The following is a 25,046-nucleotide window of genomic DNA, read 5'->3' on the forward strand; positions in this document are numbered from 1 at the left end:
CGCATTCGCGCCATTGCCGCCCGCACCGATGCGGCCTATGTAGGAACCGCACACAGGTTTTGAGGCAGCGTCTGCTCGGCCCGCCGCAAGCTGCCCATATAAGCTGAAAAAAAGAGGAGAGTTTCCAATGGCTTTCGAACTGCCCGCCCTGCCGTATGACTATGATGCGCTTGCGCCTTTCATGTCGCGCGAGACGCTTGAACTTCATCACGACAAGCACCATCAGGCCTATGTCACCAACGGCAACAAGCTGCTCGAAGGCTCCGGCCTCGAAGGCAAGAGCCTGGAAGAGATCGTCAAGGAAAGCTATGGCAAGAACCAGGGCCTCTTCAACAATGCCGGCCAGCACTACAACCACATCCTGTTCTGGAAGTGGATGAAGAAGGGCGGTGGCGGCAAGAAGCTGCCGGCCAAGCTTGAAAAGGCTATCGATTCGGATCTTGGCGGCTATGACAAGTTCCGCGAAGATTTCATCGCCGCCGGTGTCGGCCAGTTCGGTTCGGGCTGGGCCTGGCTGTCGGTGAAGAACGGCAAGCTTGAAATCTCCAAGACCCCGAATGGCGAAAATCCGCTCGTTCATGGCGCAACGCCGGTCCTCGGCGTCGACGTGTGGGAACATTCCTATTATGTCGATTATCGCAACCTGCGTCCGAAATATCTCGAAGCCTTCGTCGATAATCTCATCAATTGGGAATTCGTCGAAGAACTCTACGAAAAGGCCTGATCCATTTCGTATGACGGTCAAGAAAAACCCCGGTTTTGCCGGGGTTTTTTGTTGCCGCTATTCCTTGATGACCTGCACGCCGACATGGCGCGCGCGCCCCGCGCCCCATCCGGCGGTGGCAGCCCCCAAGCCCAGCAGGGCGAAGAACGCGCCGCAGGCCGCAAAGCTGCCCGTCGCGCTGTGGATCATCCCCACGATCAGCGGTCCGATGGCGGCAAGCGTATAGCCGACGCATTGCGCCATGCCGGACAGATGCGCTGCCGTGTGCGAATCCGGTGCGCGCAGCACGATCACCATCATGGCCGCGGCGATGAGCCCGCCCTGCCCGATGCCCTGAATGACGGCCAGCACCCAATAGGTCCATTGCGGCAAATAGAGAAAACCGATCAGCGGCAGGGCCGCGCAGGCGCACAGAACGACATTGAGCAGGCTCTGGTTCTTCTGGCGGGTGGCGATGGAAGGAACGCCGAGGCAGGTGATGACCTGCACCATGATGGAAAAGGAAACCAGACCGCCCGCAGCCGCCGGGCTGAGGCCCTGCTCGCGCAGCATCGGCGCAAGCCATCCAAAGACGATATAGGCGGTGGAGGATTGCAGCCCCATGAAGAGCGTCACCTGCCAGGCCAGCCTGTCCTTCCAGAGGCCGACGACCCTGAAGCCCGAATGGGCCACATTGTGTTTCGCGCGCATGGCCTGCGGCAGCCACAGCACGAGAATGATTGCCGCCGGAACGGCCCAGAAGGCCAAAGCGAGGTTCCACGAACCGCCGAGCATCCCCTTGATCGGAATGGTGAAACCGGCAGCAGCGGCGGCGCCGCCGCACAGCGCCATCGTATAAAGGCCGGTCATGATGGCGGCGGTTTTGGGAAAGTCGCGCTTGACGACACCGGGAAGCAGGACATTGCCGGTTGCGATGGCGGCGCCGGCCAGCGCCGCGCCGATATAAAGCGAGTAAAACGAACCGAAGCCGCGAATGGCGGTGCCGACCGTCAGCACAGCCAGAACCATAAGCAGCACGCGCTCCGCGCCAAAACGCTGCGCCAGCCGCGGCGCGAATGGCGCAAAGACGCCGAGGCAGACGACCGGCAAGGTGGTCAACACACCGGCTGCGACGGAGGACATGCCGGTGGCGTCGATAATCTCCGGCAACAGCACGGAAACGCTGGAGAATACCGGACGCAGATTGGCCGCGATCAGCACGAGGCTCAACCCCAACAGGACACGCATTGCCCTGCCCGGCGATGGCTGGGCCGGCGGCGGCGGAACGCTGTCCGCCTCCGCATCGACCAGCGCGTCGGGCTGTATGATCGCCGCGTCTTCCGCCCTGTCCGGCAAGGCTGTGTTCGTGTGGCTCATGATGCGAGCAACCTTTCAAGTGCTTCAATCAGGGGCGCCATGAAACGGCGAACCGTCGCGCCGGCCTTGTCGGGATCGCCGGTGGCGATGGCCTCGACGATCTGGCGGTGCGCTTCATGGCTGGGCTCGGGCAGTTCGCCGTCGAGCGTTGCTTCTATGGAATCGCGGATGGAGGCGGAAAAAAACGCATAGACCTCGATCAGCGCGCTGTTGCCGGAGGCCGCGACGATGGCCTCATGAAAGGCGAAATCGCGGGCCACGAAGGCTGCGCGGTCGAGTTCGTCGCGGTTGCCGCGCTGGACCAGCATTTTTTCCAGATGCGCAAGCCCCCTTTGCGTGATGCGCAGGGCGGCAAGGCGCGCGGCCTCCGTTTCCAGGACTGCCCGTGTTTCAAAACGGTCGCGCAGACTGGTATGGCGGATGCGGTCGAGGCTGCGCACGGTATCGGCGGTGGAGCGGACATAGGTTCCCGAACCCTGCCGGGTTTCCAGCATTCCCTGCGCCACCAGCGCCCGGACGGCCTCACGCACCGTGCCGCGGCTGACGCCGAGCGTTGCCGAAAGGGCCGCTTCATTGGGCAATTGATCGCCTATCGCCCAGCGCCCGGATGTGATTTCCGCACGCAAGGACTGCGTGGCTGCGTCCGCCAGGGTCTTGCGGGATAGTGCCTTCATAACTCCACCAAAGTCATCTGATGACTTGATGAATTAGACCTGCGGAACAGGCCTGTCAACCGCCGCGCGGGCTGGAAACCACTGCCGCATTCCGTTAACAATTTTCGCGCAAAGTGCCTTTACGCGATCCGACAATAGACATCCTATATTTCAAGCCAGATTTCAGGCCAGACTTCAGGTGCCAGCATGATTACAACCTACAGCCTTTCCGGAGACCATCTTGAAGCGGTGGAGGTCGCGCCCGGCAGCCCCCTGCCCGACAATGTGATCTGGATCGACCTGATTGCTCCCGCCGTCAATGAAGACAGCATCGTCGAGGCCTGGACAGGCATTTCGATCCCCACGCGCGAGGACATGACCGAAATCGAGGAATCGAGCCGGTTCTACATGGAAACCGGCGCGCAATATCTGACCGTCCCGATCCTGCACGCGGTCGATCTCGACCATCGCGAGCTTGCGCCGGTCACCTTCATCCTGCACGGCCCGCGGCTGATCACCGTGCGCTACGCCAACCCGAAATCCTTCAGCACCTATATTCTGCGCGCCACAAAACCGGGCAACGGACTGACCTCATCCAAATGCTCCGGCCTTTCGATCATGCTCGGCATCACCGAGGCCACGACCAACCGGCTTGCCGATATTCTGGAAGGGGTGGCGGGCAAGATCGATGCGGCCTCGCACTCCATCTATCGCCGCCAGCCGAAAGCCCGCCCGATGACGACGCAGGACTTTCGCCATATCCTGACCCAGATCGGCGGACAGGGAACCTTTCTTTCGCGCATGCGGGAAAGTCTGGCGGGCATCAGCCGCATGCTGGTCTATCTGTCGGCCACCAGCAATCCCGCATCCGGCAAGAAGGAAACGCGCAGCTGGATCAAATCGCTGGAGCGCGACACCCAATCGCTGACCGCCTATGTCGATTTTCTGGCCAACAAGGTCACATTCCTGCTCGATACGATCGTCGGGCTGATTTCGGTGGAGCAGAACGCCATCATCAAGATATTTTCCGTGGCGGCGGTCGGCTTCATGCCGCCGACGCTGGTGGCTTCCATCTATGGCATGAACTTCTCCTTCATGCCGGAACTGAATTCGCCCTGGGGCTATCCGATGGCGCTTGGCATGATGGTCGCTTCCGCCCTGCTGCCGCTCTATTATTTCCGCCGCAAGGGCTGGCTGTAGCCAGTCGTGACAAGCAAGGCGCACTATGTTATATCATGGGTTATAACATAGGAGAAAAGCCATGAACGTAACCCTGCGCAAGATCGGCAATTCCGACGGAGTGATCCTGCCCAAGGAAGTGCTGGAGCAGTTGAATGTCCAAACCGGCGACACTTTGATCCTGACGACAGACAAGGATGGGCTGCGGCTGACCAAAAGCACCGAAGCGCCCGAAGTCTTCGAGCAGAAGATGAAGATTGCCCGCGAGCGGATGAAAAAATACGAGACCGCCTATCGCGTGCTCGCGCAATGATCGACTTTCATTCGCGGTCTTTCATAGAGGCTCTGCATCAAGAGCAATTGCGCCTGCACGGCGGCGCAGCCGGCATTCGCGATTCAGGCTTGCTGGATTCGGCACTGGCGCGCCCCTTGCAAAAGGAAGCCTATGGCGATCCCGATATTTTCGACCTGGCAGCAGCCTATCTGTTCGGAGTGCTGAAAAACCATCCTTTCGTGGACGGCAACAAGAGAACGGGACTGGCTGCCGCCGACCTTTTTCTTTATTTCAACGGCTACAGTCTTGAAGCTGAACAGGAAGACGTCATCCAGCTTGTCCTGATGGTTTCGACCAGCGAAATCGATGAAGCGGGCGCGGCGGCGTTCTTCCGCGATCATGCCGTCGCCATAGAAGGTTAAAGCCCTTTCAGCGACACGATTTCCCATTCGACATTGTTGATCTTGACGATATCGCCGACCGGCTTGCCGAACAGCAGGATCGCCACCGGCGCGACGTGGGAAATCCTGCCGCTTGACGGATCGGCCTCGTCCTCGCCCACGATTGTCCAGCGGCGGGTTTTGCCGTCATCCAGATTTTCCAACTCCACCGTCATGCCGAAGCGCACCACATCGCTGGCGGGATCAGGCACCGAAAGCTCGGCATTTTCGCGCCGCGCCGTCCAATAGCGCAGATCGCGCGAAATGCGCGCAATCGCCGAACGTTCGCCCGCGACATTGGCGTCCGCCAGTTCATGTTGCAGCCGTGCGATCTCGTCCTCGATCATCTTCAGGCCGGCGGGCGTGACGAGATTGCGGTGCGGGCTGACCGGACGCTCGCCGAGATCGGTCGGCGCATCATCCTGTTCTTTGGTGAATGCTCTGCTCATCAGTTGAATGTAGGCGGTGGGCGCTGCTCCCGCAAGCCCGCCTGCGACAGGCTCCGCCAGCATGCAGGACGGGGTAAATGCATGATTTGCATATCCAGTTTTTATTGATTGATGAGTCAATCAACGTTAAACTGCCCCATAATTTGCCTGAGAACGGACCAAAATCATGCCCAAGATCGGGATGGAACCCTTGCGGCGGCGCGAGTTGATCGATGCCGCCATCCGCACCATCGGCCAGCGCGGCTCGCTGGATGTGACCGTTGCGCAGATCGCCCATGAGGCAGGCGTTTCGCCCGCGCTCGCGCATCATTATTTCGGCGGCAAGGACAAGCTCATTCTCGCCACCATGCGCCACCTGCTGCGCGAATTGGGCCACGATCTCAACGCGGCGGTGAAACAGGCCGCGACACCGCGCGAGCGCATCGCCGCGATCATCGCGGTCAATTTTTCCGCATCGCAATTCGCGCAGGAAACGATTGCAGCCTGGCTGACCTTCTATGTCCACGCCCAGCAGTCGGAAGACACGAAGCGGCTTTTGCGCATCTATGCGCGCCGCCTTCATTCCAACCTGGTTTTCGCGCTGGAGCAGCTCACAAGCCGCGCCAACGCCCACCGCATCGCCGAGGGGGCGGGCGCCATGATCGACGGCCTTTATATCCGTCACGCGCTTGGCGCCGACGCGCCCGATGCCGCCTCGGCCATCGCGCTGGTGGAAGACTATATCGCAGTTCAGCTTGCGGGGAAGAATTGAGCATGGAAGCAGATTTCGTCATCATCGGCTCCGGTTCCGCCGGATCGGCCATGGCCTACCGTCTCTCGGAAGACGGGCGTTATTCGGTGATCGTCATCGAATATGGCGTCCCCGATGTCGGTCCGCTGATCCAGATGCCTGCCGCCCTCTCCTTCCCCATGAACATGGAGACCTATGACTGGGGATTCTCCACCGAGCCGGAGCCGCATATTGGCGGGCGCAGCCTTGTCACCCCGCGCGGCAAGGTGCTGGGCGGCTCGTCGTCCATCAACGGCATGGTCTATGTGCGCGGCCATGCGCGCGATTACGACCATTGGTCGGAAAGCGGCGCGCGCGGATGGGCCTATGCCGATGTGCTGCCCTATTTCAAGCGGATGGAAAATTCGCAAGGCGGGCAGGAAGGCTGGCGCGGCACCAACGGCCCGCTTTATGTGCAGCGCGGCAAGCGCGACAATCCGCTGTTCCATGCCTTTGTCGAGGCGGGCCAGCAGGCGGGTTTTGAAGTCACCGAAGATTATAATGGCGAGAAGCAGGAAGGCTTTGGCCCGATGGAACAGACGATCCACAACGGTCGTCGCTGGTCTGCCGCCAATGCCTATCTGAAGCCTGCGCTCAAACGCCCGAATGTCAAGCTGGTCAAGGGTCTGGCGCGCAAGATCGTGCTGGAAGGAAAGCACGCCGTCGGCGTGGAAATCGAAGCGGGCCGCAGCTTCTCGACCATCCGCGCGCGGCGCGAGGTCATCATTGCCGCTTCATCGATCAATTCGCCCAAGCTTCTCATGCTTTCCGGCATCGGACCGGCCGAACAACTGAAACAACACGGCATCGACGTGGTGGCGGATCGTCCCGGCGTCGGCCAGAACCTGCAGGACCATCTGGAGGTCTATATCCAGCAGGAATGCACGCAGCCCATCACGCTCTATTCCAAGCTGAACCTGTTCTCGAAAGCCAAGATCGGCGCGGAATGGCTGTTCTTCAAGACGGGCGACGGCGCGACGAACCATTTCGAATCCGCTGCTTTCGTGCGCTCAAAGGCGGGCGTGGAATATCCCGACATCCAGTATCACTTCCTGCCGGTCGCCATCCGCTATGACGGCAAGGCTGCGGCGCAATCGCATGGCTTTCAGGCCCATGTCGGCCCGATGCGGTCGAAATCCCGCGGCAGCGTGACGCTTCGCTCGGCCAATCCGCGTGAAAAGCCTGTCATCCGGTTCAATTACATGTCGCATGAGGACGATTGGGCGGATTTCCGCCATTGCGTGCGGCTGACGCGGGAAATCTTCGGACAGAAAGCATTCGACGCCTATCGCGGCGCGGAAATCCAGCCCGGCGCGCATATACAAACCGACGATGAAATCGACAATTTCATCCGCGAGCATGTCGAAAGCGCCTTTCATCCCTGCGGCACGTGCAAGATGGGTGCGGTTGACGATCCGATGGCCGTGGTCGATGCTGAATGCCGCGTGATCGGCGTCGAGGGTTTGCGCGTTGCGGATTCATCCATCTTCCCGCGCATCCCCAACGGCAATCTCAACGGCCCGTCGATCATGGTGGGTGAAAAGGCCTCCGACCACATTCTCGGCCGCACGCCGCTCGCCCGCTCCAATCAGGAGCCGTGGATCAATCCGCGGTGGAGGGAGGCAGACCGCTGACGCGGTCCAGGGGAATAGGGCAGTAAGGCAGTAGGGCAATATGTTGGCTCGTGTTCCCTGCGCTTAAAAACATACTGCCCTACTGCCTTACTGCCCTACTGCCTTAAACAAGGAAACAACAATGAAAGTACAACCCAAGGCCTCGCACTTCATTGGCGGTGCATTCGTGGAAGACAAGGCGGGCAAGCCGCTGCCGGTCATCTATCCGGCGACCGGCGACGAAATCGCCAGGCTCCATTCCGCGACGCCCGGCGTGATCGAAGCCGCTTACGCGGCGGCGCTGAAGGCGCAGGGCGAATGGGCAGCCTTGAAACCGGTTGAGCGCGGGCGCATCCTGCGCCGCACGGCAGAGATTCTTCGCGAGAAGAACAGGAAACTCTCCAAGCTCGAAACGCTCGATACCGGCAAGGCGCTTCAGGAAACGCTGGTCGCGGATGCAGCGTCGGCAGCCGATGCGCTGGAGTTTTTCGGCGGCATCATTTCCGGCTTCAACGGCGAGTTCGTGGAGCTTGGCGGTTCGTTCGCCTATACGCGCCGCGAAGCGCTCGGCATCTGTGTGGGCATCGGCGCGTGGAACTATCCGATCCAGATCGCGGCGTGGAAATCGGCGCCGGCGCTCGCCATGGGCAATGCCTTCATCTTCAAGCCGTCCGAAAACACGCCGCTTTCAGCGCTTGCACTGGCCGAAGCCTACAAGGAAGCGGGCTTGCCGGATGGCTTGTTCAATGTCGTGCAGGGCTTTGGCGATGTGGGTGCCGCGCTTGTCAATCATCGCCTGACGGCAAAGGTTTCGCTGACGGGTTCAGTGCCTACGGCCAAGCGCATCATGGCGCAGGCGGGCGAACATCTGAAACATGTCACCATGGAGCTTGGCGGCAAGTCGCCGCTCATCGTCTTCGACGATGCCGACCTGGAAAGCGCCATCGGCGGCGCGATGCTCGGCAATTTCTATTCGACCGGTCAGGTCTGCTCGAACGGCACGCGCGTCTTCGTTCACAAGACTATCCGCGAGCGCTTTGTCGAGCGGCTGGTTGAACGCACGCGGAAAATCCGCATCGGCGATCCGATGGATGAGGCAACCCAGATGGGCCCGCTTGTCAATGCAGCCCAGCGCGACAAGGTTCTCTCCTATATCGAAAAGGGCAAGGCAGAAGGCGCGACACTTGCCTGCGGCGGCGGCGTGCCGAAGCTGCAAGGCTTCGACAAGGGCTATTTCATCGAGCCGACCGTCTTTACCGATGTCACGGACGGGATGACCATCGCGCGCGAGGAGATCTTCGGGCCGGTGATGAGCGTGCTCGAATTTTCCGACGAAGACGAGGTGATCGCCCGCGCCAACAATACCGAATTCGGCCTGGCGGCAGGCGTGTTCACCGCCGATCTTGCGCGCGGTCATCGCGTGATCGGCCAGATCAAGGCCGGGACATGCTGGATCAACGCCTATAATCTGACACCGGTGGAAGTGCCTTTCGGCGGCTACAAGCAATCGGGCATCGGACGCGAAAACGGCATTGCCGCCCTTGCCCATTACAGCCAGATCAAGACCGTCTATGTCGAGATGGGCAAGGTCGACAGCCCCTACTGACCGCCGTAACCGGTCTGCGGAGCAAAATTCGGCTGCGCGGACCGCGAGCCGCACTCATAGCGGAAAAGCTGCGGCGACGGCGCTGCCTGCGGATAGGTGACAGCGCGATTGGACCGCCCGCCGACGGAACGCGAGGGCGAGTTGGACAGGGGCATCGCCCAGGACGGCCGCGCTCCCCTGGTTGACGGGCGCATCGCATTGGAGGTCGCCATATCCGACGGCCCCGTCCCCTGCATGGGAACGGTCCGGCACTCCACCCCGAAATTTGCATCCAGTCCCGCAGCCAACGCGCTTGCCGTGCAAGCAAGCGCGGCCAGCGCCGCAACAGCACAAAATAATTTCATATCAATCACTTTTTCAAATATAAGTTGTACCATAAACCGTTTAAAAACCGGCTCAATCCCAATTTAGTGCCTGAACCAAAAAGCGACTTATGTGCGCGAAAATGTGAATTTCGAATAGCGGAGCGCAACGTGGCTCCGAGCATGGTCCTGAAAAATTGCAGGCTTTTCGGATAGGCCGATGCGCCCGAGAACGTTACATGAGCACCGGAACTGAGACAAAACGCCATTTGCAGGCCGGCATGGCGGCTTATGGAACCGGGTCTTTAATATTAGTAACCTCTAATATACGTCAAATAAAAGCCAAACACATGCGTCAATAAGCAACAAATGGAATTCCCTACAAAACATTCCCTACATATAAATTTTTTTGTACTATGTCGACAAATCTATTTTCACCCAATAATAATGCGCCTCCAATATAGTGTCCACAACTGATTGCAAGCATCACGACCGTCTAACAGCTTGTTGATTTTGTGAGCATGAATGAATTTGCATATGAGCGTGTCAATACTGGGTCTTATGGTGCTGGAATGGCGATCGAGACATCAATTTCAACTGACATGGTGGAGGATAAGCTGCGCAACGATTTCTGGCGCGCTGTCCTCAAGCCCATGTATGAAATCCCGGTCGACAAGGACAATCGCGACTATCTGTTTGAAGGAACGATTGCCGCCCGCATGCTGGGTTCCATTCAGATCGGCACCACCACCTTCAACACGCAGAATTATGCCCGCACGCCCAAAATCATCGCCCAGGGCGGGCTCAATCATTATCTGCTGCAGGTCATCACCGGCGGCGACCTCCAGGGCAATTTCAACGGCGTCGATGTCGTTGCCAGCCAGGGCGACATTGTCGTCATCGATCTCACCCAGACACTCAGCAGCCGCGCCGATGGCGGATCGCGCATAACGGTCATCATCCCACGGGACGAGCTGGAAAAGATCGTGGGCTGGCGCAACCTGCATGGGCTGGTGATGCGCGCGAGCAATCCCATCACGCGCCTTCTCTTCGATTATCTCCGCGGGCTTCAGGCCGTCAGCGGTGAACTGAACATGACGGAGGCCCATTCCGCGCAGGAAGCGATGCTGACCCTGCTTGGCGCGGGCATTGCGGGCAGTGAAGGCGGGCCCGTGGAAAGCCTTCCAATCAACCTGCCGATGCGCAAGCGCATCCTCGCCTATATTGACGACAACCTGTCCAATCCGCTGCTTGGGCCGCATTCGATCATACAGAATTTCCGCGTTTCCCGCTCGCATCTCTATCGCGCATTCGACATGGATGGCGGCGTTGCCAAGGTCATCCGCGACAAGCGGCTGGATCGCGCCTATCGCATCCTCGTCAGCCAGCACGGCAAACCGGTATCCTTCAAGGAAATCGCCTATCGGTGCGGCTTTCATGACGGCACGCAATTCACCAAGGCCTTCAAGGCCCGCTTCGGCATGTCGCCGAAAGATGCCAGATCCATGGGCGCCCCCCTGCTTGCATCCGACCCTGCCGCTTTCTCCTATACGATCCATCTGACCGAGGAAGCCGCCAAAGTCGGCATCATCAAGCCGTAACCCTGCCCGTCAGGCGGGAGAGAGGCGGCTCAGGAAATCATCACACCAGCGATTGACGTCATGGGTGGTCAAAAAACCCATCATGGCGTCAAACCGCTCCCTGCGTTCCGCAACCGGCATGGCAAGCGCGCGGGCCATGGCATGGGCCATCGCTTCCGCATCATAGGGATTGACCAGAAGCGCGCCGTCCAGCTCCTGCGCGGCGCCGGCAAAGCGGGACAGGACCAGCACGCCCGGATTTTCAGGGTCCTGGGCTGCAACATATTCCTTGGCGACGAGGTTCATGCCGTCGCGCAACGGCGTCACCAGCCCCACAGCAGCCAACCGGTAAAGCCCCGCCAGCACCTCCCGGTTCAGGGAGCGGTTGATATAACGTATCGGCGTCCAGTCCACCGTGGCATTGGCCCCGTTCACCCGCCCGGCAAGTTCGGCTACCGCGCGCTGCATGTCCTTATATTCCGGCACTTCGGAGCGGGATTTCGGCGTCACCTGCAAGAATGTGACCTTGCCGCGATTGCCGGGATCGATTTTCAGGAAATGCTCGAAAGCCTCCATGCGGTTGGTGATGCCCTTGGAATAATCCAGCCGGTCGACACCGATGACAAGATCGCGGTCCAGCATGCTGTCGCGCATGCGCTTCACCGTCGCATGGCGCTGTGCCTTTGCCGCGATTTCGGCGAAGGCGGCGGTCTCGATGCCGATACCGAAACGTTCGACACGAAACTGATGGCCGAAAGCCTCGAACAGGCCATCATCGTTGAGTGGCCTGCCGATTTTTTCGCGCCGCAGGCAGCCGATGAAATTATCGACATCGTTTTCCGTCTGAAAGCCGACGACATCATAAGAGGCAAGGCCGCGCATGATGGTCTCGTGCACCGGCAGCGTGAACAGGATATCGGCCGGCGGCCAGGGAATATGCAGGAAAAAGCCGATGCGGTTGGCGACCCCCAGATTGCGCAGTTCCGCCGCCAGCGGAATGAGATGGTAATCGTGAATCCAGATCACGTCATCCGGTTCGATCATCGGCAAAAGATGCTTTGCAAACAGGCGGTTGACGCGGAAATATCCCGCCATGTCCTTGCGCGTGTAATCGATCAGGTCCAGCCGGTAATGGCAGAGCGGCCACAGCATGCGGTTGGCGAAGCCCGCATAATATTCATCGATATCCTTCTTGTGGAGATCGAGCAGCGCATAGCGTATCGGGCCGGCATCCTTGATGGCCAGCGCCTGCATCTGGCCGTTGGGAAGGGTCTTGCCGGACCAGCCGAGCCATATGCCGCCCCTTTCCTTGAGCGCCGCCTGCAACGCCACGGCCAGCCCGCCCGCCGGCGCCTTGCCCTGTTCGTCGGGCAAGGGAACACGGTTGGAGACCACGATCAGCCGTCCCATGCATCAATTCCTTTCGTGTGCTGTTTTCCGACGATCCCGCAAAGCCAAAGCCGCAATTCAGCCGGATTGCCAAGTCGCGCGGCACGGCCAGGATCAATCGCGCGCCCGATCACCACTGCCTTGCCGTTCAATTCTGCCGCGGCCTCCAGCATCGGCAGATCGGTGAGATCGTCGCCAAAGGCGATGGGCACCCTGCCGGCAAAGGGCTTTTCCCCCATGAAGCGCCGCAGGGCCGCGCCCTTGTCGCTGACGGCGGGCCGCAGCTCGAAAACCATCCTGCCCGGCTGCACGATCCAGCCCGGCCCGGCCAGTTTCAACGCCTTGCCGACAAGATCACGCGCCAGATCGGCCTTTTCCGGCGCGGCGCGATAATGCAGCGCGACAGCGCTGCCCTTGTCTTCTGCGATAAAACCGCTGACGCGAAGGGCGGCTTGGCGCAGAAAATCCCTGGCGATCAGGAAATGCTCGTCCGGCTCGATCAATTCAACCAGTCCCGAGGCGTGCCGAAACTCCGCGCCATGCAGCGCGGCGACCGGGCCGCGATAATCGGGAAAGCGTTCCTCGATGAACGCGACCGCCCGCCCCGTGACCAGCGCCATTGCGCCGGACAAACGGTCGGAAAGAATTGACAGCGATGTTTGCAAGGCTGCGGGAACGATAACACCGTCGGGATCGGCGGCGATATCGAGCAGGGTTCCGTCCACATCGAAGAAAAGGGCGTGTTTTTGAAAGTCGATGACCGGCATGCCGATCAGATCGGTCGCCGGGTCCTGTTCCTTGCTGGACATGTTAGGGCAAACACCGGCAACCGCGAATGGTTCCCGAATAAATGCTGGCTTGCGCCGTTTTCTCCCGCCATCCTGCCCGTCAGGCCGATTTACGTGCGCCCATAGACGTCATCGAAACGCACAATATCATCTTCACCCAGATATTCGCCGCTTTGCACCTCGATGAGCACGAGCGGCAAAATGCCGGGATTTTCCAGCCGGTGGCGGAAACCGCAGGGAATATAGGTCGACTGGTTGGTTGTGAGCAGGATCTCGCGGTCGCCATTGGTGACTTTCGCGGTGCCGGAAACGACGATCCAGTGTTCGGACCGGTGATGATGCGCCTGCAAGCTCAGGCGTTGTCCCGGCTTCACCTCGATCCGCTTGATCTTGAAGCCATCGCCTTCTTCGAGAACCGTATAGGTGCCCCATGGCCGGTGAGCCGTGCGGTGCAGCTTGGCCGCCTCATGGCCGTTCGCCCGCAGCCTGTTGAAGACTTTGCGCACGTCCTGCGCCTTGTCGCGATGGGCGACAAGCAGCGCGTCTGGCGTGTCCACGACAAGAAGATCGTGAACGCCGACAAGGCTGACCAGGCGCGTTTCGGACAGGACAAAACTGTCGGTCGTGTCTTCGATCACCGTTTCGCCGCGCAGGCGGTTGCCGTCTTCATCGGGCGTGATGAGATCGGCCATCGCCGCCCAGGAACCGATATCGGACCAGCCGCAGGACACCGGAATGCAGGCAATATTGTCGGCCTTCTCCATGATCGCATAATCGATGGAAATGGCCGGAGCCGCCGCAAAATCGTCCTTTGCGATTTCGATCGTCCCGGTTTCGCCGTTGACGCCGCGCCGGGCATGTTCGAGCGAAGCCTGCACGGCGTTGACAATATCCGGCGCAAAGCGCTGCATCGCTTCGAGCATGGTTCCGGCAGTGAAACAGAACATGCCGGAATTCCAGAAGTACCGGCCGCTTTCCACATAGGCCTGCGCCGTCGCAGCGTCGGGCTTTTCGACGAAGCGCAGCACGTCCGTGCCTTCAGTCTCGATATAGCCGAAGCCGGTTTCCGGGTGGTCGGGCACGATGCCGAAAGTGACGATCCGCCCGGTTTCGGCCAGCAGGCGGGCTTTTGATACAGCCTCGGCAAATGCGGCCTCATCCTCGATCAGGTGGTCGGCGGGCATGACAAGCAATGTGGCATCCGGGCCGTAAGTCGCAGCCGCATGCAGGGCCGCAACCGCGACGGCAGGCGCCGTATCGCGTCCGAGCGGCTCCAGCAGAAATGCGTTATCCACGGTAGGCGCCTTTGCATCGGCATAGGCATCGAGCGTCAGGAACAGGAAGTCGCGATTGGTGACCGTGAGGATGTGATCCACGCCGTCGAGCTTTGCCGCGCGTTTGTAGGTCTTGCCGATCAGGGTGCTGCCATCGGGCAGCTCGATGAACGGCTTCGGGTGCGCATCGCGCGAAAGCGGCCACAATCTGGACCCGGAACCGCCGCTGATAATGACAGGAATAAAGCTCATTGCTCAGTTGTCCTTCGTTGCGTTGCGGGCGATGGCAAGTCCCGTTTCCAGAAGCGTTTCCGCCTGGCTCTCGTCTGAGGCTTCCACATAGCATCGCAATTCCGGCGCATTTCCGGAAGCGCGGTAGTGAATTGCATTGCCTGAATGGAAAAAGAGTTTCACGCCGTCAATCGTCTCGGTTCGGATGATCGGATCATCCCGGTGAAACAGCGCATTGCGCTCCGTTTCGTTCTTCAGCACGGATAGAAATGCAAGGCTCTTTTCCTGCGGGATATTCTGGAGCCTGTCGCTCAGCGCGAAACGGAAATGAAAGCGGGCCGCGATTTCTGACAAGGGCTTGCCAAGCTCCTTGATGGAACCGAGACACCCCAGAATTGGCAGCAAGGCATCACGCGTCGGCAGGGCGCTCAACAGGCGCCCGCCCCGGCTGACATCCGTGCCTAGCAACACGCCGCCATTGGCCTCAAACCCGACAACCGCCCGCACGCCCTCCGCGATTGCCCGCTCCATACCCTCAATGACATAGGGCGACCCTACGCGGGTTCTGACAACACGCTCGAAATGCTCTTCAAGAGCGGAATTGGACGTCACCGGCGTCACGATGGTTTCGACACCGAGCCATTTCGCGGTGATCGCCCCCACCAGATCGCCACGGACGAAATGCCCTTTCTCGTCTGCGATCAATGGCCGGTCGGCATCGCCATCGGTGGAAACAATGGCGTCGAAGCGGCTTTCCCTGGCCCACTGGCCGAGAAGGTCGATATCCTCGGCGCGCAGGGCTTCCGTGTCGACAGGCACGAACACATCGGACCGGCCAAGCGATACGGCTTCCGCACCAAGCCCGGTCAGGATGCGCATGATGAGATCACGTGCCACGGACGAGTGCTGATAGACCCCTACCCGCAAGCCCTGAAGGCTCTCAAGCCCCAGAAAGCCAACATAACGCCGCACATAGAGGTCGATTGCATCACTGCCGAGCGGCGCATCGTGCCGATGACGAAAGGCGATATTTTCAGGCAGAGCGGCATAGGCGGCGCTGATGGCGCTCTCGTCATTCTTGTCGATTTCCCCATCGGCGCGGTAGAATTTGAGCCCGTTGCGGTCGTCGGGAATATGGCTGCCCGTGACCATGATGCTAGGCGCATGCTGCGAGATCGCATAGTGGCTCAATGCGGGCGTGGGCAACACACCGCAATCGACCGGCTGAAAGCCTGCATCCTCGATTGCCGCCATGCACAATGCTGCAATGGCCGGGCTGGAGGGGCGAAGGTCACGCCCGACGAAGACCCTGTCGCCTGCCCGCAATTTCCCGGCATCAGACAACATCCTGACAAAGGCAAGGCAATAGGCATAAGCGGGCAAACCATTCAGTTCATCCGCCAATCCCCTAAGACCGCTTGTGCCAAATTTAAGGGATGTGCCGCTCATGCTTTCCGCCCGCTCTTTTTCCAGTATCGAAGAGACGCCGCCCGCAAGCGCGCCCCGCTCAAAAATGTTGCCATCTTATAACGTGAACCTGAGAACTATCATCCCCACAATGGTGCAACCCGATGCACCTTATTGCTGGTGATAATCCTTATAGGCAGGCAATTTCAAATTGTTAACGCAGTCTGTGTTAACAATTGCCGTTTTGCGCCTCTTCGGCTGGAAAGCTATACAAGTCTGGCCACCACATCGCGTAATGACGATTGCCATTGCGGTGCCGACCAGGCGAACACCTTCTCGAATTTCGCGGTTGACAGGCGTGAGTTGGCAGGGCGTGCCGCCTTGGTTGGATAATCGGCTGTCGTAATATCCGTGACGGTCGCCGCTGGCCCGCCAAGTCTGGCGCTTTCATCGAATATGGCGCGTGCAAAGCCGCTCCAGTTCGTGTCGCCCGTGCCCACCAGATGATAGACACCATAAGCGGAAAAGTCCGGCGTGGCCGCCAGATGATCCGCCACCCGGATAATCGCATCGGCGATATCAAGCGCACTGGTCGGGTTGCCCCATTGGTCGGAAACGACAGAGAGCGCATCGCGCGTCTCCGCAAGCTTCAGCATCGTCTTGACGAAATTCTTGCCAAAGGGGCTATAGACCCACGCCGTCCGCAAAATGATGTGCTGCGGATTGGCTTGCGCAACCAGACGCTCGCCTTCAAGCTTGGAGCTTCCATAGACGCTGCGGGGCCCGGTGGCATCTGTTTCGACATAGGGTTCGTCTGCGTCGCCCGCAAAAACATAATCCGTGGACAGATGGATGACGGGAACACCGCAGCTCTTTGCGGCTTCGGCAACCGCTTCGGCGCCAGTGGCATTCACCGCAAAGGCAAGTTTCGGCTCATCCTCGGCCAGGTCCACCGCCGTGTAGGCGGCGGCGGAGACAACAAGCTCCGGCTTGGTCGCCTCAATGGCACAGCGGACGGTTTCCGGCTTTGCCAGATCGAGTTCCGGGCGACCCAACGCAATCAATTCCAGATCGGAACGCTGAGCCGCCTTCTCAAGAAGGCTTTGGACAACCTGCCCCTCCCGCCCGGTGACGAGGATTTTCATGCCTTGACCTCTTTCGCCGACGTGCTGCCCAGACGCTCGCCCGCATAGGTGCGGCTGCGGATCGGCTCCCACCACCATGCATTATCGAGATACCATTGAATGGTTTTTTCCAATCCCGTCTCGAAGGTTTCCTGCGGCTTCCAGCCCAGTTCACGTTCGATCTTCGAAGCGTCAATCGCATAGCGGCGGTCGTGGCCGGGGCGGTCTGTCACGAAACTTATCAGATCGGCATAGCTGTTGCCGTTTGCGCGAGGCCGCTTCTTGTCGAGGATAGCGCAGATCGTTTCCACCACATTCAGATTGGTGCGCTCTGCGCGCCCGCCGATATTGTAGCTTTCGCCGAGCTTGCCTGTCGTCGCGACCAGTGCCAGGGCACGCGCATGATCCTCGACATAGAGCCAGTCTCGCACATTCACCCCTGCCCCATAAACCGGCAGCGGCTTTTCATCGAGCGCATTGAGAATGACGAGCGGAATCAGCTTCTCCGGGAAATGGAACGGTCCATAATTGTTCGAGCAATTGGTAAGCACCACCGGCAGGCCATAGGTTTCATGCCAGGCACGCACCAGATGATCGGATGCAGCTTTCGAAGCCGAATAGGGCGAGGACGGCTGATATGGCGTTTCTTCGGTAAAAATGCCGCTATCGAAAGGCAGATCGCCAAACACCTCATCCGTCGAAATATGGTGGAAACGGAAGCTCGATTTGCGCGGCTCCGGCAGTTCCCGCCAATAGGCAAGCGCCGCATTGAGCAGGCGGAAGGTTCCGACGATATTCGTCTCGATGAATGCACCCGGACCATCGATCGAACGGTCGACATGGCTTTCCGCCGCCAGATGCATGACCACATCGATTTCGTGGGCACGCAAAGCTTCCAGAACGGTTGCGTCGTCGCAAATGTCGGCGTGAAGAAAGCTGTAATTCGGATGGTTTTCGATCTGGCGAAGAGACGCCAGATTGCCCGCATAGGTCAGTTTATCGAGATTGACAACATTGATCTTGGGATCAGCAGCCAGATGGCGACAGACCGCTGAACCAATGAATCCTGCGCCGCCGGTAACGAGAATATTCATATCATTTCCTCAAGCAAAAACTTCTGCGTCAGCAAAAAGCGGAGCCTTCCGATCCTTGTCGGAAAGCTGGGCGCCTGAAGATGGAAGAGGCCAATCGATACCAATGGCGGGGTCATCAAACCGGATCGAGCGGTCGTGCTCGGGAGAATAATAATTCGTCACCTTGTAGATGACTTCGGTATTTTCCACGAGCGTCATGAAGCCATGTGCAAAACCCTTCGGCACCAGAATCTGGTTCCATTTTTGAGCCGAGACTTCCAACGCAACCCACTTCCCGAATGTTGGCGAGCTTTTGCGGATATCGACCGCAACATCGAGAATTGCACCGCGCGTAACACGCACCAGCTTGTCCTGCGCAAATGGCGGCAACTGATAATGAAGCCCGCGAACAACACCCCTGGCGGCCGAGAACGAATGATTGTCCTGAACGAAAGTCAGATCAATCCCGGCTTCAGCGAATGATTTCGCATTGTACGTCTCGGAGAAAAAGCCGCGGTCATCACCGAATTTCCGCGGGGTGATCTCCAGAAGACCATCAAACTCCAATCGCCGAACCATCATCTTTCGCTACCGATTTCCTCGACGCGGCGACGCAGATAGGCGGCATATTCGGTCTGACCAAGTTTTTCCGCCCGTTCGAGAACGGCATCTCCATCAATCCAGCCTTTTTCAAAGCCGATTTCCTCGGGACAGGCAATCTTGATGCCTTGTCGCTTCTCGATTGTGCGCACAAAAGACGACGCGTCCTGAAGACTGTCGTGCGTTCCGGTATCAAGCCAGGCATAGCCCCGCCCCAACTGCTGGACGGTCAGATCACCCCGCTGGAGATAGATATTGTTGATGGCTGTAATCTCCAGTTCGCCGCGCGCGGAAGGCTTGAGCGAAGCGGCAATATCAACGACATCATTGTCGTAAAAATACAGCCCCGTAACCGCCCAGGAGGATTTCGGCTTGATCGGCTTTTCCTCAATGGAGATTGCCTTACCGGTTGTCTTTTCAAACTCAACCACACCATAGCGCTGCGGGTCTTCAACCCGATAGGCGAAGACAGCGCCCCCCTTATCGAGACGAGCAGCACTTTCGCACAGCTGGGACAGGCCGTCGCCGAAATAGATATTGTCGCCGAGGATCATCGCGACATGATCGTTACCGATAAATTGACGACCGATGATGAAGGCTTCCGCCAGACCGTTTGGTTGCGGTTGTTCAGCGAATGAAAAGTTCATGCCGAACTCACTGCCATCTCCGAGCAACTTGCGGAAAAGCGGCAGATCGTGCGGTGTCGAGATAACCAGAACATCCCTGATCCCCGCCAGCATCAACACGCTCAACGGGTAATAGATCATCGGCTTATCATAGATCGGAAGAAGCTGCTTCGAAACGGCTATCGTCAGGGGATAAAGACGCGTACCACTGCCACCGGCCAGGATAATGCCTTTCATCTACGCTCCATTACTAACTTCATCATCATGAAGGTACGAGGTATTGAAAACGGCGCCAGTAAATCTGGTCCGCATAACAGTGACAACCTCTTGTCACTGCACCAGCGAGGTATAATTTTTCACATATTCTAGCGCCATTTTATCAGCCGTGAAATGCTCGATATATCGCGCCCGTGCATTCATTCCAAAAATTCTGGCCTGCTCCGTGTCGTGTGCAATGCTTCGTATTGCAGCCGATAGCGCTTCCGGGTTCTGCGGCGGCACCACAATTCCGGTTTGTCCGTTCAGATTGACATAACTCGTACCGGTACCGATTTCACACGAGATCATCGGCTTGCCAAACATGGAGGCCTCCACCAGCGACAGCCCAAAGGCTTCCGAACGCAGATGCGACGGAAAAACCAGCCCGGAACTCAACTCCAGAAGCGCAGTCTTGTCCGTATCCGGCAGCGCGCCGACGAAATGAACGTGCGACAGATCATGCTCATTCGCATACGCGATGAGCTGAGGTTTCATAGGCCCATCCCCGACAATGACAATATCAATATCGGAAGTGCGTGCTGCGGCCAGTAGCGTTCTTAACCCTTTATAATAGCGCAGCACGCCGACGAAGAGAAAGAAAGGGCGCGGAAACCGCTCGCGCCAGCGCACCTTGGTTGCGGCGTCGGCAGCAGGATAATCAGCCTCGTCCAAGCCAAGTGGAATGACCGTCGTTTTATCGGCGAACCGCTGCAAGACATCGCTTGTCGCAAGATAATTCGGAGAGGTGGCAACGATCCGGTCAACGCTGCCGAGAAAGCGGTTCATCAAGGGGCGGTAGAACTGAAGAAGTAGTTTCTGCTTAACGATATCCGAATGATAGGTCACGATAGTCGGCTTATCCGGGCGCACGCCGATCTGCACGATATCGCTCATGGGCCAGGGGAAATGATAATGAATGACATCAGCTTGACTGCTCAACTCCCGGAACCGGGAAAACACGTCGCGCGACAATCCTGTTGATGCAAATTCAAGGTCGAGCTTGGCCTTATATGCCATGTGCCCATCAAAATTTCGGGTGTTTTCTTCCGGCTTTGCGCTCAAGGACAATACATCCGACGCGATACCGTGCTCGGCCGCACCTTTTGCGATCGCATGAATGGTTCGTTCAATGCCGCCGAATGTATCTGGCCAATAGGTTTTGAAAAAATGCAGAACTCGCATGTTTCTCCAATACAGATGCGTCATCATCGGCACATCTGATCGTCATCATCAGCGGCGACAACCAAAAAGTCGTGATAGCCTAAAGTTCGGATACTGTTTTCTCTGCTTCATAACAGGCACAGAGAATATGGTAAAAGGTCGATGCCGGCGCGGGCTCATCGATAAGCGCGCCACCTTCCGGCCACTTGTCGTACCACAAGCCTTTGATCGGCGTTTCAAGAAATGGCCGTAGGGCGTCAAAGGCTCGCAGTGCGGATTGCAGGTAGTAAACTCGCTCTTCGCCCGTGCTCAAAGAAGCAAATAACAGAGCCGACTTTATCCATTCGGTTTGCGGCCAGAGACGGGCCAGACCATCGTGAACCGAAAAATCATCGTACAAGCTCATGATGGCAACTTTGCGTTGCTCACACACACCACGATCTACTGCAATCTGGAATAGACGCCTGGCGGCCATCATGCCATCGCCATTCTGCCGTCGGTCCGCCCATTGGCCCATCAGCCAGGACCATTCGAACTGATGTCCCGGTTCGACCACCCTCCCCTTGTCACCCGGATAAGGTTGCCAATCGTGATCGAAGAATTCACGCAACGCACCGGTCTTGCCATCGATGAATTTCGTTAAGGCAAGCTGTGCGATCTCATCGGCATATATCGACCAGAACTGCGTTTCCGGATCGACTGTCTCCCAGGCAAGCATCGCTTCGAACAAATGCATGTGCGGATTTGAACACAAGGGAAGCTTTGGCGGGTTGGCTTCCTCAAAGCCACCGAGAGGGTGGTGATAATCAGCCACGAGCGCATTCATCAAACCGAGCGCTCGCCGGCGCATTTCATCAAAACGATCCGGTATGGAAACCGCGATCTGAGCGGCCGCAAAAACGGAAAAAGCCTGATTGTAGAGATCGAAAGTGTGATCGATCATCTCGCCGTCTTGACCGGCAAGACTACCGTAGAAACCGTCTTCTCGCCGATAGACGCGATCATAATAGTCTATTCCGGCTTCAACTGTCGGCTTCCATTCGCCTTGCCAGCCCATGGCGCCAGCCTTGGCAAAACAGTAGATCTGTCTCGGATGCACGCGAGAACGACGATTATCCGCATCGGTTGCGACGCCGTCCTGTCCAATACGTTCAAAGAAACCGTTATTCGGCGCATCCACACCGGTCGACAACCAAAGGGGCAACGCGTCGTTGTGGAGCCACGACGATAGGCGCTCCACTTCCGCCTGAAGTTTACGTGTCACTTCATTCATTACACGGCTTTCATGCTGAAATAATCACACGATCAAACACGTCCGAAATCATCCTCGAAGCGCACAATATCGTCTTCGCCCAGATAAGCTCCAGTTTGAACTTCAATTAGTTCAAGCAGAATTTTACCCGGATTTGAGACACGGTGTACCGCACCTTGGGAAATATATGTCGATTCGTTCTCTGACAGGAAAAGACTCTTGTCATCAATCACAATTTCAGCCACGCCCCGGACAACCACCCAATGCTCTGAACGATGGTGATGCTTCTGTAGCGAAAGCTGTTTGCCCGGCTTGATGAACAAACGCTTTACCTGGAACCGATCGCCCGAAAGCAAATGGGTGTAGCCGCCCCAAGGGCGATAAATGGTCCGGTGCTCCTCAGCAAGCTTTGCGGTGGCGGGCTGTTTCATCAACGCCTTGACGATCGTCCCCACGCTTTGCGCTTCAGAGAGCTTGCCGACATAAAGCGCATCTTCCGAGGCCACAATCGTCAAATCATTGACACCATTGACCGCGACATGAACGCCTTCAGACAAGACCAGCGAATTATTGGTGTTGTGCAGGCTGACAGGTCCGCGAGCAACGTTGCCGGCCGGGTCCTGTTTGCTTTCCTTCCAGACAGCATCCCACGATCCGAGATCCGACCAGTGGATCGGTGACGGGACAACAGAAGCGAGCTTTGTCTTCTCGAAAATCGCATAGTCGACCGAAATATCCGGTGCCTTCTCAAATTCGGCGCTGTTCAGACGCACAAAATCGAGATCCCGCTGTGCAGTCGCAACGGATGCCTCAGCAGCCTCATATACTGCGGGTGCGTGATGCCTGCATTCATCAAGGAAGACGTCCGAACGGAACAAAAACATCCCTGAGTTCCAGTAGAAGCCGCCGGCCGCAAGCATTTCGCGCGCAACTTCTTCCTTTGGCTTTTCCACAAAGCGCTTGATCGCGCAGGCTCCGCTTTTTTCCAACTCGCCTGCTTCGATGTAACCAAAGCCGGTCGCCGGTTCCGTCGGCGTAATGCCAAAAGTCGCAAGACGCCCCATGCGAGCAGCATTGCTGGCCGTATCAACAGCCTGGAAATAGGCATCGTCCATTTCAATATTGTGATCAGATGCCACGACATGAATGAGAGTCGGCTCATCCTTGGAAGCAATCAAAGCCGCAGCCGCGATCGCCGGGGCGGTATTGCGCGCAACCGGCTCCAGGACAACGTCCGAAAGCTCGACACCGCATTCCAATGCCTGTTCCGCCACCAGAAATCGATAGTCGGCGTTCGTTATGATGATCGGCCTGGAATAACGCTTCGGGTCCGACAATCGTTTCAACGTCATCTGAAAGAGGCTGAGTTCGCCAGTCAGAGCCAGGAACTGTTTTGGACGTTGCGAGCGCGACATCGGCCACAATCTCGTACCTTTTCCGCCTGCCAAAACTACCGGTCTGATCAACATTTCACGCACTTTGCCTTCCTTTCGCGGATGAATTCAGATCGTCTCAGAGAGCTTTGCAATAAATTCGCTCAACATTCGATCCGTTTTCTCCGCGGAATCCGTTTCGATATAAATCCGCATTTCCGGCGCATTGCCTGATTGTCGGAAATGAACCGTATCGCCATTCGCAAACGCCATTCGCACGCCGTCGACAGTCGAGATTGATTCCGGCTCGGCAATCAACGGGGAGAAACTAGAACGAAATGATTGTGACGTTTCTATAGCGCGCAAAAATGGAGCAGCGCGATCCGCCGGAACTTCCTTGACCCTGTCGGCTTTCATGAAACGAGAAGGAAGTGTCGCGACCATCTCACTCAATCGCACGCCTTGGTCTTTCGCCCGCACCAGAACAGCCACAGCAGGCAAAACGGAATCACGGGTTGGCAGGCGACGCAATAGGCCAGACTGCAACGCCACATCGTCACCGAGTAGAAAACCGCCATTCGCCTCGAAGCCAACAACTGGATGCGCTGCCGCACGCGCCATTTCGGCCACGACATAGGGCGAGCCAATCCGCGTTCTGTGGATATTCTCGAACCAGCCGCTTTCCTCCAGCGCGCTCGTCGTGCTGAGCGGCGTTACGACTGTTTTCGCACCGAGATATCGAGCCGTCAGAATACCCAGTATATCGCCATTTACCTGCCTTCCCTGATCATCGATGACCAGAGGCCTATCACCGTCTCCATCTGTCGACACGACTGCATCGAGTCCATGTTCGGCGATGAATGCGCTCGCCCGAAATAAATCCGCCGGATCAAGCGCTTCTGTATCGACGGCGACGAACTTTTCCATTCTGCGGAATGGATAAACCTCCGCTCCAAGCCCTTTAAATATACGAACAAGAAGATCACGCCCAACAGCGGAATGAAGATCAATACCGATTTTCATTCCAGTCAGCGCGTCCGAACCAAAGGAATTGATGGAGCGATTCACATATTCTTCTGCCACATCGGTCAGCAGTGTCGGAGTGTTGTTGTGCTTCTTCTCGATAGGCTTGCCCAACAATTCCTCGGCAAGGCCGCGTACGGGCGCTTCATCATCCTTCAGAAATTCTCCATCAGGACGATAGAATTTAATACCATTGTAAGCTTCCGGGATATGACTTCCCGTTATCATGATGGCAGGTGCATTGCGGGCCATTGCGTAGGCAGCAAGCGCCGGTGTCGGAACGTTGCCAGCCCAGATTGCGTTCTTGCCATCTAGTTCAATTGCAGCCAGACACGAGGCAGCAACATGAGGGCTGGATTCACGCAGATCCGCGGCCACATAGACATCGTTAAATTGATAATCACGAGCGATATGCTGTAGAAAGGCAACGACGTAGGCGGCACAAATCTGATCTGTAAAGTCAACTGCCGGTCCTCGCAGACCCGATGTTCCAAAAGCAACAGCCATTTTCAAGTCACCTTG

The 25,046-nt window shown here is 57.8% G+C and carries 23 protein-coding genes and 1 pseudogene; 8 read left to right on the plus strand and 16 right to left on the minus strand.

Annotated elements, in window-relative coordinates:
- The first annotated feature begins 127 nt into the window (after positions 1-127).
- Entirely contained in the window at positions 128-724 is a 597-nt protein-coding gene (locus AVM02_RS13410; RefSeq protein ID WP_411507426.1) for a superoxide dismutase, read from the plus strand.
- 57 nt (positions 725-781) lie between these two features.
- On the opposite strand, the gene AVM02_RS13415 is transcribed toward AVM02_RS13410, so the two are convergent.
- Positions 782-2,080, minus strand: coding sequence for a CynX/NimT family MFS transporter (locus AVM02_RS13415; protein ID WP_411507427.1), 1,299 nt, complete (start codon positions 2,078-2,080; stop codon positions 782-784).
- The gene (locus tag AVM02_RS13420) at positions 2,077-2,754 is read right to left on the minus strand and encodes a FadR/GntR family transcriptional regulator (protein ID WP_411507428.1); all 678 of its coding nucleotides are present in this window, start codon (positions 2,752-2,754) and stop codon (positions 2,077-2,079) included. The genes AVM02_RS13415 and AVM02_RS13420 overlap by 4 nt, the downstream gene beginning before the upstream one ends.
- Before the next feature lie 186 nt (positions 2,755-2,940).
- On the opposite strand from AVM02_RS13420, the gene AVM02_RS13425 reads away from it, so the two are divergent.
- The 3 genes from AVM02_RS13425 to AVM02_RS13435 all read left to right on the plus strand — a co-directional run bounded on the left by AVM02_RS13425 (position 2,941) and on the right by AVM02_RS13435 (position 4,608).
- Positions 2,941-3,933, plus strand: coding sequence for a magnesium transporter CorA family protein (locus tag AVM02_RS13425; protein WP_411507429.1), 993 nt, complete (start codon positions 2,941-2,943; stop codon positions 3,931-3,933).
- Between the two features lie 61 nt (positions 3,934-3,994).
- Positions 3,995-4,225, plus strand: coding sequence for an AbrB/MazE/SpoVT family DNA-binding domain-containing protein (locus tag AVM02_RS13430; protein ID WP_411507430.1), 231 nt, complete (start codon positions 3,995-3,997; stop codon positions 4,223-4,225).
- A complete protein-coding gene (locus tag AVM02_RS13435; RefSeq protein WP_411507431.1) occupies positions 4,222-4,608 on the plus strand; it encodes a type II toxin-antitoxin system death-on-curing family toxin in 387 nt (128 codons plus the stop codon). The genes AVM02_RS13430 and AVM02_RS13435 overlap by 4 nt, the downstream gene beginning before the upstream one ends.
- Here AVM02_RS13435 and AVM02_RS13440 read toward each other — a convergent pair.
- Positions 4,605-5,075 carry a GreA/GreB family elongation factor gene (locus tag AVM02_RS13440; RefSeq protein ID WP_411507432.1) on the minus strand — a complete coding sequence of 157 codons (471 nt, stop codon included), beginning with the start codon at positions 5,073-5,075 and terminating at the stop codon, positions 4,605-4,607. The genes AVM02_RS13435 and AVM02_RS13440 overlap by 4 nt on opposite strands.
- 166 nt (positions 5,076-5,241) lie before the next feature.
- Here AVM02_RS13440 and betI point away from each other — a divergent pair, with 166 nt between their 5' ends.
- The 3 genes from betI to betB all read left to right on the plus strand — a co-directional run bounded on the left by betI (position 5,242) and on the right by betB (position 9,063).
- On the plus strand, positions 5,242-5,826 hold the full coding sequence (gene betI, locus AVM02_RS13445; protein WP_411507433.1) for a transcriptional regulator BetI: 585 nt from the start codon (positions 5,242-5,244) through the stop codon (positions 5,824-5,826).
- A gap of 2 nt (positions 5,827-5,828) precedes the next feature.
- Positions 5,829-7,478: a choline dehydrogenase gene (gene betA, locus AVM02_RS13450; RefSeq protein ID WP_411507434.1), complete on the plus strand. Its 1,650-nt coding sequence runs from the start codon at positions 5,829-5,831 to the stop codon at positions 7,476-7,478.
- A 121-nt stretch (positions 7,479-7,599) separates the two neighbouring features.
- On the plus strand, positions 7,600-9,063 hold the full coding sequence (betB, locus tag AVM02_RS13455; RefSeq protein WP_411507435.1) for a betaine-aldehyde dehydrogenase: 1,464 nt from the start codon (positions 7,600-7,602) through the stop codon (positions 9,061-9,063).
- Here the strand turns inward: betB and AVM02_RS13460 are convergent.
- Positions 9,057-9,407 carry a hypothetical protein gene (locus AVM02_RS13460; protein ID WP_411507436.1) on the minus strand — a complete coding sequence of 117 codons (351 nt, stop codon included), beginning with the start codon at positions 9,405-9,407 and terminating at the stop codon, positions 9,057-9,059. The two genes, betB and AVM02_RS13460, sit on opposite strands and share 7 nt — an antisense overlap.
- 530 nt (positions 9,408-9,937) lie before the next feature.
- Between AVM02_RS13460 and AVM02_RS13465 the strand changes: the two genes are divergently transcribed.
- A complete protein-coding gene (locus tag AVM02_RS13465; RefSeq protein WP_411507437.1) occupies positions 9,938-10,966 on the plus strand; it encodes a helix-turn-helix domain-containing protein in 1,029 nt (342 codons plus the stop codon).
- A gap of 9 nt (positions 10,967-10,975) precedes the next feature.
- On the opposite strand, the gene otsA is transcribed toward AVM02_RS13465, so the two are convergent.
- The 12 genes and pseudogenes from otsA to AVM02_RS13525 form a co-directional block, all read right to left on the minus strand.
- Positions 10,976-12,355 (minus strand): alpha,alpha-trehalose-phosphate synthase (UDP-forming), encoded by a 1,380-nt coding sequence (gene otsA / locus AVM02_RS13470; protein ID WP_411507438.1) that lies wholly within the window; start codon positions 12,353-12,355, stop codon positions 10,976-10,978.
- A complete protein-coding gene (gene otsB, locus AVM02_RS13475; RefSeq protein ID WP_411507439.1) occupies positions 12,343-13,143 on the minus strand; it encodes a trehalose-phosphatase in 801 nt (266 codons plus the stop codon). The genes otsA and otsB overlap by 13 nt, the downstream gene beginning before the upstream one ends.
- Before the next feature lie 89 nt (positions 13,144-13,232).
- A complete protein-coding gene (locus AVM02_RS13480; protein ID WP_411507440.1) occupies positions 13,233-14,648 on the minus strand; it encodes a mannose-1-phosphate guanylyltransferase/mannose-6-phosphate isomerase in 1,416 nt (471 codons plus the stop codon).
- Between the two features lie 3 nt (positions 14,649-14,651).
- The gene (locus tag AVM02_RS13485) at positions 14,652-16,076 is read right to left on the minus strand and encodes a phosphomannomutase (protein ID WP_411507441.1); all 1,425 of its coding nucleotides are present in this window, start codon (positions 16,074-16,076) and stop codon (positions 14,652-14,654) included.
- Between the two features lie 224 nt (positions 16,077-16,300).
- The gene (gene rfbD / locus AVM02_RS13490; protein WP_411507442.1) at positions 16,301-17,179 is read right to left on the minus strand and encodes a dTDP-4-dehydrorhamnose reductase; all 879 of its coding nucleotides are present in this window, start codon (positions 17,177-17,179) and stop codon (positions 16,301-16,303) included.
- Positions 17,176-18,252, minus strand: coding sequence for a dTDP-glucose 4,6-dehydratase (gene rfbB / locus AVM02_RS13495; protein WP_411507443.1), 1,077 nt, complete (start codon positions 18,250-18,252; stop codon positions 17,176-17,178). The genes rfbD and rfbB overlap by 4 nt, the downstream gene beginning before the upstream one ends.
- Before the next feature lie 9 nt (positions 18,253-18,261).
- Positions 18,262-18,813 carry a dTDP-4-dehydrorhamnose 3,5-epimerase gene (gene rfbC / locus AVM02_RS13500; RefSeq protein ID WP_411507444.1) on the minus strand — a complete coding sequence of 184 codons (552 nt, stop codon included), beginning with the start codon at positions 18,811-18,813 and terminating at the stop codon, positions 18,262-18,264.
- Positions 18,810-19,694: a glucose-1-phosphate thymidylyltransferase RfbA gene (gene rfbA / locus AVM02_RS13505; RefSeq protein ID WP_411507445.1), complete on the minus strand. Its 885-nt coding sequence runs from the start codon at positions 19,692-19,694 to the stop codon at positions 18,810-18,812. Before rfbA ends, rfbC begins: the two co-directional genes overlap by 4 nt.
- 93 nt (positions 19,695-19,787) lie before the next feature.
- Entirely contained in the window at positions 19,788-20,897 is a 1,110-nt protein-coding gene (locus tag AVM02_RS13510; protein ID WP_411507472.1) for a glycosyltransferase family 4 protein, read from the minus strand.
- Positions 20,898-20,976: 79 nt separating this feature from the next.
- Positions 20,977-22,149, minus strand: coding sequence for an AGE family epimerase/isomerase (locus tag AVM02_RS13515; protein ID WP_411507446.1), 1,173 nt, complete (start codon positions 22,147-22,149; stop codon positions 20,977-20,979).
- A gap of 32 nt (positions 22,150-22,181) precedes the next feature.
- The gene (locus tag AVM02_RS13520) at positions 22,182-23,606 is read right to left on the minus strand and encodes a mannose-1-phosphate guanylyltransferase/mannose-6-phosphate isomerase (protein WP_411507447.1); all 1,425 of its coding nucleotides are present in this window, start codon (positions 23,604-23,606) and stop codon (positions 22,182-22,184) included.
- A gap of 34 nt (positions 23,607-23,640) precedes the next feature.
- Positions 23,641-25,031: pseudogene (locus tag AVM02_RS13525) on the minus strand (phosphomannomutase).
- Between the last annotated feature and the right edge of the window lie 15 nt (positions 25,032-25,046).

Origin of the sequence: Brucella anthropi (assembly GCF_046630315.1) — a bacterium.
GTDB classification, from domain to species: Bacteria; Pseudomonadota; Alphaproteobacteria; order Rhizobiales; family Rhizobiaceae; genus Brucella; species Brucella anthropi_A.

Coding starts and splice junctions, on each gene's coding strand:
- AVM02_RS13430 (WP_411507430.1), top strand. CDS start 3,995: ATGAACGTAACCCTGCGCAAGATCGGCAATTCCGACGGAGTGATCCTG.
- AVM02_RS13510 (WP_411507472.1), bottom strand. CDS start 20,897: ATGCGAGTTCTGCATTTTTTCAAAACCTATTGGCCAGATACATTCGGC.
- AVM02_RS13515 (WP_411507446.1), bottom strand. CDS start 22,149: ATGAATGAAGTGACACGTAAACTTCAGGCGGAAGTGGAGCGCCTATCG.
- AVM02_RS13465 (WP_411507437.1), top strand. CDS start 9,938: ATGGCGATCGAGACATCAATTTCAACTGACATGGTGGAGGATAAGCTG.
- otsB (WP_411507439.1), bottom strand. CDS start 13,143: ATGTCCAGCAAGGAACAGGACCCGGCGACCGATCTGATCGGCATGCCG.
- AVM02_RS13435 (WP_411507431.1), top strand. CDS start 4,222: ATGATCGACTTTCATTCGCGGTCTTTCATAGAGGCTCTGCATCAAGAG.
- otsA (WP_411507438.1), bottom strand. CDS start 12,355: ATGGGACGGCTGATCGTGGTCTCCAACCGTGTTCCCTTGCCCGACGAA.
- AVM02_RS13460 (WP_411507436.1), bottom strand. CDS start 9,407: ATGAAATTATTTTGTGCTGTTGCGGCGCTGGCCGCGCTTGCTTGCACG.
- rfbA (WP_411507445.1), bottom strand. CDS start 19,694: ATGAAAGGCATTATCCTGGCCGGTGGCAGTGGTACGCGTCTTTATCCC.
- betI (WP_411507433.1), top strand. CDS start 5,242: ATGCCCAAGATCGGGATGGAACCCTTGCGGCGGCGCGAGTTGATCGAT.
- betA (WP_411507434.1), top strand. CDS start 5,829: ATGGAAGCAGATTTCGTCATCATCGGCTCCGGTTCCGCCGGATCGGCC.
- rfbB (WP_411507443.1), bottom strand. CDS start 18,252: ATGAATATTCTCGTTACCGGCGGCGCAGGATTCATTGGTTCAGCGGTC.
- AVM02_RS13425 (WP_411507429.1), top strand. CDS start 2,941: ATGATTACAACCTACAGCCTTTCCGGAGACCATCTTGAAGCGGTGGAG.
- rfbD (WP_411507442.1), bottom strand. CDS start 17,179: ATGAAAATCCTCGTCACCGGGCGGGAGGGGCAGGTTGTCCAAAGCCTT.
- betB (WP_411507435.1), top strand. CDS start 7,600: ATGAAAGTACAACCCAAGGCCTCGCACTTCATTGGCGGTGCATTCGTG.
- AVM02_RS13485 (WP_411507441.1), bottom strand. CDS start 16,076: ATGAGCGGCACATCCCTTAAATTTGGCACAAGCGGTCTTAGGGGATTG.
- AVM02_RS13415 (WP_411507427.1), bottom strand. CDS start 2,080: ATGAGCCACACGAACACAGCCTTGCCGGACAGGGCGGAAGACGCGGCG.
- AVM02_RS13480 (WP_411507440.1), bottom strand. CDS start 14,648: ATGAGCTTTATTCCTGTCATTATCAGCGGCGGTTCCGGGTCCAGATTG.
- AVM02_RS13440 (WP_411507432.1), bottom strand. CDS start 5,075: ATGAGCAGAGCATTCACCAAAGAACAGGATGATGCGCCGACCGATCTC.
- AVM02_RS13410 (WP_411507426.1), top strand. CDS start 128: ATGGCTTTCGAACTGCCCGCCCTGCCGTATGACTATGATGCGCTTGCG.
- rfbC (WP_411507444.1), bottom strand. CDS start 18,813: ATGATGGTTCGGCGATTGGAGTTTGATGGTCTTCTGGAGATCACCCCG.
- AVM02_RS13420 (WP_411507428.1), bottom strand. CDS start 2,754: ATGAAGGCACTATCCCGCAAGACCCTGGCGGACGCAGCCACGCAGTCC.